At 38.8% G+C, this 14,737-nt stretch carries 13 protein-coding genes; 1 reads left to right on the forward strand and 12 read right to left on the reverse strand.

All coding sequences use genetic code 11. The features are described 5' to 3' along the window. Positions 1-154: 154 nt before the first annotated feature. The 11 genes from BVC88_RS09580 to BVC88_RS09630 all read right to left on the reverse strand — a co-directional run bounded on the left by BVC88_RS09580 (position 155) and on the right by BVC88_RS09630 (position 11,836). The gene (locus BVC88_RS09580) at positions 155-811 is read right to left on the reverse strand and encodes a tetratricopeptide repeat protein (RefSeq protein ID WP_245803623.1); all 657 of its coding nucleotides are present in this window, start codon (positions 809-811) and stop codon (positions 155-157) included. Beyond that, a complete protein-coding gene (locus BVC88_RS09585; RefSeq protein WP_075350458.1) occupies positions 799-2,142 on the reverse strand; it encodes a tetratricopeptide repeat protein in 1,344 nt (447 codons plus the stop codon). The genes BVC88_RS09580 and BVC88_RS09585 overlap by 13 nt, the downstream gene beginning before the upstream one ends. Next, positions 2,127-4,322, reverse strand: coding sequence for an urea transporter (locus tag BVC88_RS09590; RefSeq protein WP_245803624.1), 2,196 nt, complete (start codon positions 4,320-4,322; stop codon positions 2,127-2,129). The genes BVC88_RS09585 and BVC88_RS09590 overlap by 16 nt, the downstream gene beginning before the upstream one ends. Positions 4,323-4,334: 12 nt before the next feature. Further along, the gene (locus BVC88_RS09595) at positions 4,335-5,693 is read right to left on the reverse strand and encodes an alanine racemase (RefSeq protein ID WP_075350459.1); all 1,359 of its coding nucleotides are present in this window, start codon (positions 5,691-5,693) and stop codon (positions 4,335-4,337) included. A gap of 18 nt (positions 5,694-5,711) precedes the next feature. Further along, positions 5,712-6,758, reverse strand: coding sequence for an ATP-grasp domain-containing protein (locus BVC88_RS09600; RefSeq protein WP_075350460.1), 1,047 nt, complete (start codon positions 6,756-6,758; stop codon positions 5,712-5,714). After that, the gene (locus BVC88_RS09605) at positions 6,745-7,002 is read right to left on the reverse strand and encodes an HPr-rel-A system PqqD family peptide chaperone (RefSeq protein WP_075350461.1); all 258 of its coding nucleotides are present in this window, start codon (positions 7,000-7,002) and stop codon (positions 6,745-6,747) included. Before BVC88_RS09605 ends, BVC88_RS09600 begins: the two co-directional genes overlap by 14 nt. A gap of 633 nt (positions 7,003-7,635) precedes the next feature. Then, positions 7,636-9,294 (reverse strand): sodium-dependent transporter, encoded by a 1,659-nt coding sequence (locus BVC88_RS09610; protein ID WP_075350462.1) that lies wholly within the window; start codon positions 9,292-9,294, stop codon positions 7,636-7,638. Beyond that, complete coding sequence (locus tag BVC88_RS09615; RefSeq protein WP_139316552.1) at positions 9,291-9,722, reverse strand: hypothetical protein; 432 nt, start codon at positions 9,720-9,722, stop codon at positions 9,291-9,293. Before BVC88_RS09615 ends, BVC88_RS09610 begins: the two co-directional genes overlap by 4 nt. A 183-nt stretch (positions 9,723-9,905) precedes the next feature. Beyond that, positions 9,906-10,250 carry a hypothetical protein gene (locus BVC88_RS09620; protein ID WP_075350464.1) on the reverse strand — a complete coding sequence of 115 codons (345 nt, stop codon included), beginning with the start codon at positions 10,248-10,250 and terminating at the stop codon, positions 9,906-9,908. A gap of 824 nt (positions 10,251-11,074) precedes the next feature. Beyond that, complete coding sequence (locus BVC88_RS09625) at positions 11,075-11,281, reverse strand: helix-turn-helix domain-containing protein (RefSeq protein WP_075350465.1); 207 nt, start codon at positions 11,279-11,281, stop codon at positions 11,075-11,077. A 3-nt stretch (positions 11,282-11,284) separates the two neighbouring features. Then, positions 11,285-11,836 (reverse strand): DUF2975 domain-containing protein, encoded by a 552-nt coding sequence (locus BVC88_RS09630; protein ID WP_075350466.1) that lies wholly within the window; start codon positions 11,834-11,836, stop codon positions 11,285-11,287. A gap of 378 nt (positions 11,837-12,214) precedes the next feature. Here BVC88_RS09630 and BVC88_RS09640 point away from each other — a divergent pair, with 378 nt between their 5' ends. Further along, positions 12,215-13,141, forward strand: a complete 927-nt coding sequence (locus tag BVC88_RS09640) for a DUF6544 family protein (RefSeq protein WP_139316553.1) — start codon at positions 12,215-12,217, stop codon at positions 13,139-13,141. A 74-nt stretch (positions 13,142-13,215) separates the two neighbouring features. On the opposite strand, the gene BVC88_RS09645 is transcribed toward BVC88_RS09640, so the two are convergent. Further along, positions 13,216-14,580 (reverse strand): sulfatase family protein, encoded by a 1,365-nt coding sequence (locus BVC88_RS09645; protein WP_075350469.1) that lies wholly within the window; start codon positions 14,578-14,580, stop codon positions 13,216-13,218. Positions 14,581-14,737: the final 157 nt, after the last annotated feature.

A 14,737-nucleotide genomic window follows, 5' to 3' on the forward strand; every position in this document is an offset into this window, starting at 1 on the left:
AATAACTATGCCAACCATATTTTAAGGAAAGTTCCTAAATCCTGATGAAAAACAACTCGATATTAGAGTTAAACCAAAAAAGCAAATAGGCATAAACTGAACTAACAGGAACAAATATCTCCAAATTTAAATATTGAAAAGTAGGCCTAAAATGTCATTCATTCAAAAGCTTTAAGCCTTCCAATGCAGAGGTATCCCCGGGATTGAGCAGAAGTACTTTTTGGAAAAGTATTGTTGCTTCTCTTGTTTTTTGAAGACTGAGCTTATTCCAAGCAAGTAGTATCAAGCCATCATAATCAAAGGGATAGAGATTTACTACTTTTTCCAGATAGGGATCTGCCTTTTCAAAATTTGCACGATTGTAATAAATAAGACCTATCCTGTAATTTACCAGCGAATTTTGAGGATCTATTTTCAGAATCCTGAGGTAAACCTCTTCCACTTCAGTCCACTTTCCTTGCACAGAAAGAGGCAGTACAAGTCCAAATTTCGGTTCTATCGCATAGGGCTTTAAATTTACCGCTTTGTTGTAAAAATCTTCAGACTCCTGGAGTTTTGAACTCTGGTAATTAAGCCAACCTAACCTGAGGTTCATTTCATATGAATCCGATTTATAAACCTCTTTGATTTTTTCAATAGCACCATTAAAATCACCCTTATTTTCTAAAGCATAGCTCTCCTTGAATGCATTTACTAGTTTATCCTGAGCAAAGGAACTTATAGAAATCAAAAGAAAAACCAATCCAAAAAATCCCCATTTCTTAAATGGAAAATCAGAAAGGTTTAGGAATTTTTTAGTTAAAATTTCCATGATAGTATTGCAGTTAAAGATTGAAGTTGATACGATTTAAGATTTTGTTCTTGAGTCAAGTCAGATAGTGTTTGAAAACTACTGCTATTTGAAAAATGACTAAAATCCAGAGTAAGTTTCCAGTTTGGATGAGGTAAGACAATAGCCCGCATTCCCAAGCGGCTTTCAATTTTATCCAGTCGATTAAAAACGACTAGACCTTGTTTGGTAAAATAATTTTCTATTTCCCCGAACGTCCCAAAACCCTCCAGCCAAAGAAAATTAGTCACTTTTGCTCCTATTTCTTGATTGAAAATAAACCTTTTGACTGAGGAAGAATTCGCAAATTCCTGACTTTGGAAGGTGAAAACGGAGAAGGTATAAAAATTCAAGTTTCCCAAAGGGAAAAGAGTCAGATTCAAATCAGACTGAATCTGTTTGCCATTGTTGATCGTGCCATAATAGGCTGTTGCACCTAGATCCAGATTCATGAAATTTTTCGAAATCGACCCGAAGACCAAAAAATCAGAATCCTTTAGCGTACTGCTCACTAGCTGGGTTTGTTGTCCATTTCCTACTCCGACCGCCTGCTGCTGGAGATATGAAATATTCAGATAATGTCCTCCAGCTGAAAGATGAACCCCTTGCCCTAGATAGAATGATGCTCCGGCATAATACTGCCAGGAATCAGAAACATAGCTCGTGTTTTGAATCGGAATATCTCCGTCCTGACTATAATAGAACTGGGTAGCCTGTAAGACACTGAAACCTTGATAAAGATTGAAGCGACTACTTATATCTAAGTCCAATCCCAGAAAGCCATAATGATGAAAACGGGGGATAAATTGATATCCTTCGGCAAGAGGATCAACATCAGCAGAGAATTCATCAATTACTTTTTGATCAGTAATTTGGGTGTAATTGTAGGCCAGTTCAAGTCCTTTCAAAACTTTGGATTGATCGGTTTGAGTTTTAATTTTCATTTGAGGTGAAAATCCTAGAGCCACCAATTTTGCCTGAGACTCTCTTCCTGACCACAGGTAAGAATAGTAAAGATATTCCTGAACATACTCCTCCTTATTAATCTCCATAGCCCCTTCAAAATACTTTGCAGCTTGGTGATAATTACCCTTTTTGAAATAGGCAATTCCTAAACGCACTCTCAAGTAATAGTAATCAATCCCTTGATCAAGCGCATTCGTTCCTTCAAGGATTAATCTCTCCCAGTCGTTTTGAATAAATAACTCATAAGTCCTGGCATCAACCTGGGACAGACTCAGCTTACCCTGAGCTTTGGCTTCCCATAAAGCTGAAAATGCAACAAAAACTAAAAGGATCAGTCTCTTACACATAGTGCCTTTGTTTTTTGGTTTCCTCTTTCAAAATAAAAAGACTTCAGCCCTACCTGATCTATAACGAATTCGAATTTTGAACTTTCCAAAGTTTTTTTGAATGCAGACTTGGTGATCATCCCATTCAAAGTAAAGGGCTTATCAGAAAAACCCCTGCTAGCTTTTGGATAATTCAGCGTATAATCAGCCCTGAGATATTGGTAAAATGGCGCAATAAAATCCTGAATAAAGATTCGTTTGGGATGAAAAATCTGGTTGATCGGAAAGCTGTCTTGAAGTTTCAGTCCATGTGTATACCCAAAACTCACCTTGAAGGCGGAAAGATAAAACAGGTAAATCAGTGAGGTCCTCTTACCTTCGAAATGGGTGAAATGCAGCATTAAATCATCCACTTTAAAATATGCTTTTGATTTTGTTCTTTGGCATTCCAAATACTTATTCAAAAAGTAATCTCGCTTGACTTCCCAAATCTCTTCTTCCCCTTCTTCTGTCCGGAATTTGATAGTACCTCCTACTACAAATGCAAAAGCTTTTTTCATTTCCGATTTGGGCACCAACTGAGAGACCAAAGCACCTTTTGTTGGATTGGAAGTTGCTTGCAGACTTTCTTTACCATGATACCGAATCCACACATCAGAGATAGGATAATCAATCGTACTAGACCCGATATATGGAGTTGATTGGATTTGAAAGTGCAAATGTGGGTAGGGAGAATTCCCCGAATTCCCGCACTTCCCGATTACCTGTCCTTTTTCTACCACATCCCCAGCCATTACCGGGATAGACCCTTTTTTAAGATGGCTCAACTTGGAATACAAGAAATCCCCATGCTTTATCACTACCGTATTTCCCCAATTATGGTCCAGATTCCTCGTGCCGATCACATTATCTTCAAGGTCATTGACTACCTGCTCGACTACCCCATTGGCGGGAGCCAAAACATTTTTGTAGAAACAATAATAATCTGGGAGGAAGTCACCCTCATTTTTGAAAGTGATCCCATCTTCATTTTTGATCTCAAAATCCCAAGCGTGCTTCCAATTATCTTTATGCGTAAACTCGCCATTATGCCCCTGAGTCACCGTCCATTCACCAAAAAACGGAAGGTAAATAGGGATGGGACTGTTTTTTCCAAAGCGCTTCATGAAATTCGAAAAACTGTAAAGGTTTTTTTCAGGAGAATTTTGCTGCCAAAAAATCGTACTCAACCCAATTCGGTTATCCATTCGGAATTTCAAGGCATAGAGAACGATCAGAGTAACTATGTTGAAAGGAAAAGAATGGACTGGAAGATAGAAATAACCAAAAACCTGTTGGAGGGAAACACTAACTAAAACGACCAAAGGAATAATCAGCAAAAGTTGTAGATAGCTACTCCTGCTTGGAATAATAAAAAAGCCTCCTAAAGCGATGGCGGTAAGTATAAAATTGAAACCTATATAACTGAAAGTCAACTCAGAAAAAGGCACTCCCAAAATCATATAAAACAAATAGGCTATATAAAAACCCAAAATCGAAAGCGTAAAAGCAATTCTCGAGTAAATCAATAATCCAATAGCAGCTACCAAGCCTGCCACGAGAGTTTGTTGGAAGAAAATGGCTCCGAGCGAGAAGAAGTAAGATCTAAGTGAGCTTGGAATTGCCAATTGATTGATCCATTCGTAGAACTGAATAAGGTTTCCTCCTCCCAAGGTATAGAGCTCATTTAGCACATAAACTCCGCGCTCACTTAGGCCCAAAGATTCAAATTGCTTTGAAGCCAGCCGAAGCATCCAAAAAATAAGAAGAAAAGGAAGACTCAAAAAAGGAAGACCATATTTGCCCAAAACTCCCTCTAAGGTCAGGGAAATCAAAACCGCTAAAACTCCTGAGAGAAAAACCAAAAAAAACAATAAAAGCCCTGGCTCGAAATAGATCCCTAAACCTACTCCTACCAATAATGCATTAAATCCATAGAATCCCTGTCGGATATTCCCCTCGTAATAGCCAAGAATTTTCGCAATAATAAGAGCTGTCGAAACAGCCAATAAACCTGACAGTCCTACATACAAATCAATAAAAGAAACTATCAAGAGGGCAACTCCAAATAATTTATTGTCGGAGAAAAAAACCTGGGCATAGCTATTGAGCAAGGCTTCCCAAAACCACTCAAATTGCTTCAATGCAAGTTTTTTTGTCAAAGTAAGAAAGAATTAGAGTTCAAAATTCTTCAAATGCTCTGGGGTATTCTCCAGAGAATTGATGGTCTCGAGAGACTCTTTCTTCCGGATCAGATGAGGCTTACCCTTAGAATCAAGCATAATCACATTTGGCCGAAGCGTGATAAACTGCATCCATTGGGTCATATTGTAAGCTCCTACTCTCCTAATAACAAAGTGATCCCCTTTTTTGAGCAGTGGAAACATTATATTTCCCCGGATTACGTCGATATTCATACACAAAGGTCCATAAATCGTCGTGTCCTCAGATTGGTCAGAAACTGCTTCAACAGGCCTTATGTCATGATCATACCAAAAAGAGGTGAAAAGTATATTGACACCGACATCTATAATAGTAGCACGCCTACCATCAGCCAGCCTTTTGGTGGCCAAGACCGATCCAGCGAGGAACCCCGCCTCATCGATCATCGCTCTTCCCGTTTCTAAAATCAACATGGGAAGATGATCGGGCTTTATCTCTGAACTCATCAAAGCCGAAGTAATTGCCTCTGCAAAATCATCAAAAGAAGGCGCTGTATCAGTACCTGGATAGTAGGCTCCCCGAAGTGTGTTTTTGGAAGCAAAACCACCTCCCAAGTCAATATATTTCAGGACATGCCCATACTTTTTCTCCAGCTTTACAGCCAAACTTGCCAGCTTTTCCGCAGCAATCCGGTAACCATCCGTGCTGAGTATATAAGTTCCTATATGTGTGTGAAGTCCCAAAAGATCAAGCGTTTTACTTGCCATAACCCTGTTCAAGGCATCCCATGCTTCTCCATTCTCAAAATTGAAGCCGAAGCGATCCCAAAGTGGGTAAAACCCAGTATCCATATTGACTCGAATGGCAACTTTTGGTCTTTCACCCATTTCTTTACTCAGATGGATGAGCTCATACAATTCATCAAAATGGTCAATATGAATAAGTGAATTATTTTCAATTGCCAATCTCAAGTCGTCAGTAGATTTGTCCGGACCATTGAAAATAATCAATTCCCCAGGCACTCCATTTTCGATTGCTTTTTGGTATTCGAAGCCGGAAACCACCTCAGCCCAAGCTCCTTCCTGATGAAAAACATTACAGACAGCATTGAGATAGTTGGTTTTGTAAGACCAAGAAAACTGAACATTAGGGTATCGGGAACTGAAGGCCCGATGAGCCTCTTTGTAGGTTTTTCGGATAGTTTGTTCCGAAATCACAAATAATGGAGAGCCAAATTCATCTAGCAATGATTTGATAGAAGTGCCGTCTATGTGACTGATAGGATCCAACCTTCTTGGCATCCCGTATTTGCTGGGAAGTCCGGCATTGATTCTTTGGATGATCGGTCTCTCAAATGTTAGCTTACTCATAGTTTTCTGGATAAATTTTTAAACTTCACCTCGGGTCGAGAACTCTTCAAATTCTTTCATATCACAAATCATATCGTAGGAATATCGGATAAACATCTTCCCCACCTCATATTGCGAGAAGGGTTTTAGTTCTTTTCCCAAAGCCAATAAAACCAAAGCCTCCGGTAGGTTTTGTCCGGCGGCCACTGCCAAATAAACCCAGGCAGGTAATCTGGGATTGATTTCAATCATGAAAAGCTCATTTTTTGAAGTTCGGATCAGTTCCAATTCCATACCCCCCCTCCATTGGGTTTGTGAAATAATCTTCTGAGTCAAATCCATCATGGTTTGATCCTGAAGCGTAATACCTCCCCAGCCCTTTCCTTTATCTGTTATGTAGGTTTTTCGCATTGGCACTGCTCCAATGGTGTTCCCTTTACCATCTCCAAGAGCGACGACATTCACTTCAGTACCTCTTACAAACTCCTGAATCACAATGGGAAGTCCCCATTTGGCAGCGATTTTATTGAAAAAAATAGAAACCTGATCACGATCGTAAGCAATGTGAGCGTCATAAAATTTCCCTTTGACCACCACAGGATATTCAAATTTACTTTCAATCCTTCGCCAATCACTCAAGCTAGTTATGGTCTCACTGTATGGAACTTTGACTCCATATTTTTCTCCATATTCAGGCAAATTGGATTTATGCCTTTCCTCAAATTGCTTTAGTGTAGGAAGAAAAGTCCGGATTCCCATATCCTGAAGGATTTTTTCCGACTTCATCACAGTAAAGAGCTCTGAATCAAAATTGGGGATCAGAACCTGAATATTTTCCTGTTCATGGATGTATCGGATTCTATCTAAAAATGGCTCGAATCCATCCGACGGATAAGGCACTTTGTAAGTCTTGTCCACCAAATCATGCATATAAATACCTGGCTCCAGGTTTTCATAGGACAAACCAATCACCCTGACATCCAATATTTTGGATTCTTTTAAACCCCGGATAACTGGAATTCCCGGGCCTGGATTATCTATATTATTCAATCCAGAGAGCGCCACATTGACTTTAATCTTCTCCATCTTTTTCGATTAAATTCAATTGATTTAGAGTAGCTACAAAATCATAGTAATACCGCTCAAAGCTTTCCTCATCCACTTCGTATTTTTCAGACACCTTTTGAATAATCTCCGGAAAATCCTTTCCTTCCTTAATCAATCGTACGATCTCTAAACCTGTGTTATTCAGCGAAAAAGAGTCTCCAGTTCCTGCATCAAATACGAAACCCGAGTCACTAATAGCAATGGTACTTTTTATTTTCAGCATAGCATTTTTTCTTTAACCTGAATCAGGAAGGAAGTAAGTCAATTGATAGTGCATATAAAATGATGAAAATCACATAGCCGGTTTTCATAAGACTTCGTTTCATGCAGAATCTAGAACTATTTTTTTGATTTGTATTTTCTAAAAAATTTTGGCTAAAAATGACGGTAAACACCTCATTATGAAATTAAAACACCTTTTGGAGTGCACTTAAAAAACATACTGAATCTCCTTGTTTCAATATTATAGCATTAAATGGAGACGGGAAAATAGATATTGCTGTGGCTGGAAAAGATGGCTTGTTGGTATTTTTTCAGCGATAATCATTCCTTAAAAAACAATTTCCTCTTTGGACTCTGAAGATTATCAAAGGTATTTTAGATTTCAATCCAATCCTCCAAACCCAAATTTTTCAAAATTATGGGTTTGGAGTAGCTGGATTTTTATTTTCTGAAGAGGCAATTTGATGCTGATTATGACATTCATTTTGAATTCAAACATTTCGAATCAACCAAAAGTCAGTCTATTTTTCCTCCGATTTTGATGTGGGTTTTCTTAATACCAAGTAGAAGCAGTATAAGGTTACTGACAAGATTAGTCCTTGTGTGACTAGCGCTAGAATAAGTGCTGAAGTGTTCATGATAGTGAGGATTTTTTACGTTTTACACTTGAATACCAAACAATTCCTACGATCCCAAGAAATAACAGCAACAATTGGATTCTAGCTAAACTCGAGTAGAACATCTTTTTCTCCAAATACTCCCCTTGCTCTGGACTTAAGGATAAGGCAAGCTTAATGTCCTCATGGGTCAATTTAGAAATTAAAGCACTTGGATCCAGACTATAGAGACGTCCATCTGTAAAGCTGGCTATTGCTCCAGCCCAGTCATTTCCTTCGGGTGTAAAGAGTGCACTGATGAATACCAACAGCAATAAAACCGGCGTCACATATTTCATAATCCACTTATAAATGCTTGGAATCCGGATATCTGCGCCTCGATTTATTTCAACCCATCCTTTATCCATCCCAAATATCCATGCAAAAAGGATAGTCTCTAATAATGCAAATACAACCAAGCTGACCGTACCGGCCCAATAATCATATTCATCAAAGTACCCATATTTATAAAACAAGACGGTAGGGACTCCCATGAGCAAGGCTACAATACCGAAGGAAACGGCTCCTTTTACTTTTCCCCAGCCAAACTCATCTTTCATGAATCCCATCCAAGGCGTGCCCATGGCAAGAGAAGAAGTGATTCCTGCAAAAAACAGCAATCCAAACCAACATACTCCTGCAATAATACCAAAGGTGGTACCCCACTGCTGAAAGAGGTAAGGCATAGTCTGAAATGCCATTCCAAATCCGGCGTTTTCCAACACCCAATCTATGCCTAGAAATCCAGCCGCTATCGGGATCACAATGGCACTTCCGAGCAAAACCTCCACAAATTCATTCGTAAAACCTGCGGTAACTGAGTTTAAAGCAATGTCTTCGTTTTCTTTGATGTAGGAAGCATAGCACTGAATAGATCCCATCCCTACTGAAAGGGTGAAGAAAATCTGACCCGCAGCTGCCAGCCAAACTTTAGGATCCGCCAAGGAGCTGTATTGTGGAGTCCAGAGAAAGTTGATGCCATCCCATGCATTTGCATCCGGAAATTCATTGGAGGCGAAACTTGTCCCCATAGTCCAGCCTCTTACGGCCAGAATAATTCCAAACAGAATTAAAAGAGGCATACCAATTTTGGCAACTTTTTCTATTCCTCCCAAACCTGTTGAAAGGATATAAACATTGACCCCCAGAACTAAGATGTAAACAACTAGGGGAAGTAGCGGAATCCCAAAATCCGAGCCACTCAGATTGACATAATTGTCAAAAAAGAAACTGATTTCTTCTTTGCTCATTCCCGTAAATGAGCCTAATAGCGTATGTAGCACATACATGAACGTCCAAGACTCGATGTAAGTGTAGTAGGCTACGACTGCGATATTGGTAAAAATCCCAAATACGCCGATGTATTTCCAAATCTTCTTTTTGGACATCGAATCCAAAATATATGGGGTACTGTGATTACCACTTATCCCACCATATCTACCGATAGACCATTCTACAAACAAGAGTGGAATTCCCATCAGAACAAAGCAAATCAGATAAGGCAGGATAAATCCTCCACCTCCATTTTGCACCGCCTGAACAGGGAACCGAAGAAAATTCCCTAAGCCTACCGCATTTCCTGCCATAGCGAGGATCAAGCCCGTTCTTGATCCCCATGATTCTTTTTGATTACTCATAAGAGAGCACTAGCAACATTTTGTATCGATTTTGGCTTTACTTCAGAATCTTTCTTCAAGGTATTTTGGATCAATTCAAGCCATGATTCGGCGATCACCGATTCTCCATTCAGGTCAGTGAATAATTCAGCATCGAAAAACTCAAGAACAGTGGATTTCAACCCTTCTTGTAAATAGCTCAACTCAATTCCGACATAATCCAAAATGATTCTCTTGGATGTATCTGATTTCACTTCCCGAGCGATTTTATGGATTTTTGCTGATTTCACTTGATGAAGATCAATCAGAAAGGATAATGGCTCACCATTATTCCTTAAGTAGGCCAATAATTTGTTTTCTTGATCAAGCCCGATGGCATAGAAATTTCGCCAAAATTCAGACTGGTTGATATGACCATTTTTTTGAGAGGCAAGTTCATGCAACTTCATCTCTAAGGCTTTTCTCTTTTTTGAATTTTTTAGGGAATGATAAATAAATGGAGTGCAGAGGGCACAAAATAACAGAAATGACAAACTCAATGTCACTGGATCAATGTCAAACATGGGGTTAAGAATTAGAAGGTTAGAATAGTTGTTAGGCTCTTAAAGAGCAATCATGAAAACAACTAGAAGCTACCAACTGAAGAAAAAATGAAGGAAAGTCTCCCTGACGTCAAAGCGGGAGAAGGATTTTTGAAAAAAAGATGGAGAAAGATATGCTTCGTTAAAACTGATTTCCTCCGATACCCATGGTGTATTTAATCGGTGGATTAGACTCCAATCAACTTTAAAAGGCGGGGTTTTTGGCAGTTCTGAGCTAATCCGAATATCAACTGCCTTTGTTAGCTCTTGATTGAGAACTGTTTCATTGCCATGAAGTCTATTTCCCGAGTCATACTTTGGAGGCAGCGAAGTAAAAGCGACAAATCCGATGAACCAACAAAGGCCAAAAAGGAAGGAAATTCGCTGTGGATTCATATGGGTAAGGCAAATGCCAATACAAATGTAAAGCAATAGTAATCGATATTTCAATAAGTAATTTCTAAAAATTTAAAGAGTAATTTAAAAAAGAGGATTGCCCAAATTCTGCCTGCTGAAGAAGTTTCAGCCGTCATCAAATCATCCCCCAAGCGACCTTTAGAAGCGCTAAAAAAAAGACCTGCCTTTTTTTTAATCAACCTTTCAAATACCCCTTAATCATATTCACCAATTTCTCATCAAGTGATATAAGCTGCTTTTGAAAGGTTGGATAGAAGCGAGATTATTTTTTTAATCTAGCCTGTGTTTGCGATAAAAAACAGAGCTCCTTGTGACTTGGACGATGGACATTTCCCAAGAATTGAATAAAATCTGTGGAAATAGCCTCATTCAATTGCATCTGCCTAAAAGCTTGCCTAAACGTCTGCACATATCGGCCAATTAATATTCTTACCAAGCTTGCTATACAGCCCAAGGCAGTAAAAAAGTCATTTCTGAAAAAATAATCCAGAAACAGCCAAACGATGCTTCACCGGAGTTTGGATTATTTCATTCCCAGTATATACCAATACTTCCCAGCGCTGATCACCTATAGGGATAATGATGAGATTTGGCTTTTTCTGTATTGAAATCGCCACTGAAGAAGTAAAGGAATGAAGTTTTTCGTGAAAGGCATTTTGGATTTTCTTTTCAAGACTAATTAGTATTGGTAATTATGGCTATCCTTTGGGATCTGTCTTGAATTGTTCTTGAAATTAATATTCATTCAACTTATTCAAAAAAATCCCAAAGGAATGAGTGCCAAAAACAAGATTTGCAAAGAATTACTCCGCCTGATACTCTAAAATATCCCCGGGCTGACATTCCAAGACCTCACAAATAGCTTCCAAGGTGGTGAATCGAACCGCTTTGGCCTTGCCTGTTTTAAGGATAGAAAGATTCGCTAAGGTCAAACCTACCCGCTCCGAAAGTTCATTTAATGACATTTTTCGCTTTGCCATCATCACATCAAGATTTACAATTATCGGCATGGCTTAGACTGTTAATTCGCTTTCGGCCTGTAATTCCAATCCATACTGGAATACCTTTCCGATGATGAAAATGATAATTCCGAAAAATATAAATTCTGACGAACCATAGAGGTATTCTGCCAAATAACCTACACTTGGACTATTTCCAAGTAACCATCCTGCATAAGCCCGTACCAAAAGGTTTACAAAACCAAGTGAAATGGCAATAATACTAATCCGCTTGATCAAACTTGCCATCTCAATGCTGAATGGTCTTTTGAGATTTAAAGTCAAGAAAATCTTAAGAACCAAATAAACCAGGAATGCTCGAGCGGCGGATAGAAAGATTAGATTCATGACCAAGAAACTATAATGAAAACCATCCCGCTCTAATAGCTGAGATAGATCCAAGCCAAGATATAGGTCTGCTGCTGCATTTGGATTTATGGATAGGCTCACAAAAAAGGTGTAAGCAAGAGCACCGGTTTTGATACAATTGCCAATGAAAAAGATCCAGATCAGGACCTTCATCGCAAATAGAATTTTTTCAGTTCTGGTTTTAGAGTTTTTGTTCATTTGAGTATTGATTAGAGCTAATGATGCATCAAATATCAATACTTATTTATTGATAAACAATAATTTTTATCGAAAATCAATAAATGAAAATAATACCCCTTACTTTTGGTATTATCGGCCTAATTGAGTGTGTGAAATCTATGAAAGAGTCCGGATTCAATTCGATTTTTTCAGTGAATTAAAAATTCTAAATTCAAATTAAAATCATATTTGATAATTGAAGTCAAGCGAATAGATTCTGAACCAACCTCATTGATTCTCAAAATCCTTGTGCTTAAACCATGTGTTTTCTGTAAATTATTAGTCCAGTATTTATAATGATCAAAGCTCAAAATAGATGGTAATTGATAGTAATAATCAATATAAATAGGGAAAATCATGAAAAATAAAGGCATTTGGATTCTTTTGCTGATCATCTCTTTAAGTTTTATTTTGATATTTTGGGAATATGCCAAATGGTTTTTTTTACCCAATCTACTTCTTCTTATCGCCGCCATATTTGCTATGGGAAATGCGCTCTTTGAATCAAAAGTAGAGCGAGAAAGATTTGAGATAGTATCAGGATCAACTACTTCGGGGGAGAAAATTTTTTCAGAAGATGAAATACAAGATTTACCCAAGCCAGTTAGGAATTGGTTGTTGCACTGCGGTGCGATAGGTAAGCCCAAAACGAGAATCGGTAAATTGACCCAAGTGGCTCAAATGAAAATGAAGCCCGACCAAAAAGATTGGTTTGAGGCCAATGCCCTGCAATATACCGTGGTAGATCCTCCAGCATTTAATTGGACCGTAGATATGAAAATGAACCCCTTTCTATGGATCAAGGGAAGAGATAGCTTCAAAGCTGGTAAAGGCGAAATGCTCATCAAATTGAATTCCCTCTTCAACTTGGTAAATGCAAATGGTCCAAAGATAGACGAAGGTGCTTTACAGCGTTTTTTGGGCGAAATGGTTTGGTTTCCATCATTGGCAGTAAGCCCTTTTGTGAGTTGGGAAGAACTTGATGAATTAAGTGCAAAAGCCACCCTGGATTATCAAAATACCAAAGGAAGCGGAACATTCTATTTTAATGAAGCTGGAGATTTTGTAAAATTTATTGCCTTTAGATTTCAAGGAGATAATCCCAATGAAGCACGAAAAGAGTGGATTTTGACTGTAGAAAAATACGCCGTTTTTGAAGGCATCAAAGTGCCTTCAAAGATGAAGGCCTCTTGGAATTTAGAACAAGGGGAATGGAATTGGCTAAAATTAGAAATCAAAAATTTGGAATACAATCAACCTTTCACCACTCAGCTGGACAATTAGCCACTAAGATGAAATGTCTCCGCGAATTCCCAGTTCCTGAGAATTCAGCATTCTCTCGATAAATTTCGCTTCACTTAATCCATTTTTTCCTTTAAAAAACCGGCAATTTTTTGTTCCATCTTTTCACGAAGCTCTTTGAGGATCTTTTGGCGTGAAGGATCGGCGGCCAGATTATTAATTTCCATTGGGTCCGCTTCCAAATCATAAAGCTCCTCATGTTCGGGATCATTAATATATCGGAAATATTTCCAGCGCTCAGTACGAATAGCTTCACTCGGAGGAATAATATCCACTTGCCAGAGGTGTTCGGTTAGGAAATCCTTTCGCTTTGCCAATTCCTTAGATCGAAGACTAGTTCCCTGCCAAGATTTGGGTCTTTTGGCTCCTGCAAAGTCTAAAATGGTTGCCGAAACGTCTATATTCAAAGCGAAATTTGTGTTCCTTTTTCCTCCGATTTGTCGAGGATCATAGACGATTAGTGGCACCCTTAGCGAATTATCATACATCAGCCATTTCCCTGCCAGCTGCCTTTCTCCAAGAAAATATCCGTTATCACCCATTAAAATGATAACCGTATTCTCTGCCAGACCTTTGGCTTTCAAGGCTTTTCGGATCTTTCCAATTTCAGTATCTACTTCAGAAATCATCCGAAAATAGCCTTTTACGCTTTGTTGGTACTTTTCCGGAGTATCATATCGCCAATGCCATCGAGTTCGATTTTCACCAGATCTTACATATTCAGGCTGATCAAGAAAGTATTTATCTTCCATGAGTAAAGGGTCTGGCACAACTAGATTTTGGTACATCGTATCGTATTCCGAAGACCAGAAATACTGCAACTCCGCCGGGTCATGAGCGTGCGGAGCAGAGAAACTCAAGGATAGCATAAATGGCTTTTCAGTAGGAGCACTCTCAATGAAATCAATCGCCTGCTGACTAGTATATCGGCTTAGGTGAACTGTGTCTTTTCCTATTTTTTTGAAAAAATAGCCTCTTCGATCATTGTATTTGCCATTCCGATCATAGTCTTCACCTTCATCAAACAGCTCAGAAAATCCGGAATAATTGACTCCAAACTTTCCAAAGAAACCGGTATAGTAGCCTGCATTTCTAAGTTTAACCGGATAAGATTGAGCTACGTATGGCTGCTTAATATCTCCTTGCCCAAAGGTGTAGCCATGGGTACGCTCATAAAGGCCCGTAAGAATACTAGCCCTGCTAGCAGCACAGATTGGTGTGGTCACAAAGGCATTTTCGAAGAAAGTTCCTTCTTCAGCCAAGCGATCCATTTCCGGTGTTCGAATCATTGTATTTCCTGCAAAACCTAAAGCATCCCAGCGCTGATCGTCAGTGAGTATGAAGATGATATTAGGTTTTTTCTCCTGAGCAAAAGCAGAAATTGAAAGGTTTAAAAGCAGAATGGAAAATAGAATTTTCACGTGAAAGGTCTTATGGTTATAGACCTAATCTACCGAAAAAGGATAGATCTTGCTGTCCTGTGGTTTCTGTTAAAATTCGAATCGAGATAGATCGATTTAAGAAAATGAAACAAACATGATCAAAATGGCATTTAGATCAAATAGAATTCATCCCCCA

This window comes from Algoriphagus marinus (assembly GCF_001936475.1).
In the GTDB taxonomy this organism is placed as follows: Bacteria; Bacteroidota; Bacteroidia; order Cytophagales; family Cyclobacteriaceae; genus Algoriphagus; species Algoriphagus marinus.

Bases quoted from the DNA above. Each gene is read 5' to 3' on its own strand.
- BVC88_RS09580 (WP_245803623.1), bottom strand. From the start codon at position 811: ATGGAAATTTTAACTAAAAAATTCCTAAACCTTTCTGATTTTCCATTT.
- BVC88_RS09585 (WP_075350458.1), bottom strand. From the start codon at position 2,142: ATGTGTAAGAGACTGATCCTTTTAGTTTTTGTTGCATTTTCAGCTTTA.
- BVC88_RS09595 (WP_075350459.1), bottom strand. From the start codon at position 5,693: ATGAGTAAGCTAACATTTGAGAGACCGATCATCCAAAGAATCAATGCC.
- BVC88_RS09600 (WP_075350460.1), bottom strand. From the start codon at position 6,758: ATGGAGAAGATTAAAGTCAATGTGGCGCTCTCTGGATTGAATAATATA.
- BVC88_RS09605 (WP_075350461.1), bottom strand. From the start codon at position 7,002: ATGCTGAAAATAAAAAGTACCATTGCTATTAGTGACTCGGGTTTCGTA.
- BVC88_RS09610 (WP_075350462.1), bottom strand. From the start codon at position 9,294: ATGAGTAATCAAAAAGAATCATGGGGATCAAGAACGGGCTTGATCCTC.
- BVC88_RS09615 (WP_139316552.1), bottom strand. From the start codon at position 9,722: ATGAAGTTGCATGAACTTGCCTCTCAAAAAAATGGTCATATCAACCAG.
- BVC88_RS09620 (WP_075350464.1), bottom strand. From the start codon at position 10,250: ATGAATCCACAGCGAATTTCCTTCCTTTTTGGCCTTTGTTGGTTCATC.
- BVC88_RS09625 (WP_075350465.1), bottom strand. From the start codon at position 11,281: ATGCCGATAATTGTAAATCTTGATGTGATGATGGCAAAGCGAAAAATG.
- BVC88_RS09630 (WP_075350466.1), bottom strand. From the start codon at position 11,836: ATGAACAAAAACTCTAAAACCAGAACTGAAAAAATTCTATTTGCGATG.
- BVC88_RS09640 (WP_139316553.1), top strand. From the start codon at position 12,215: ATGAAAAATAAAGGCATTTGGATTCTTTTGCTGATCATCTCTTTAAGT.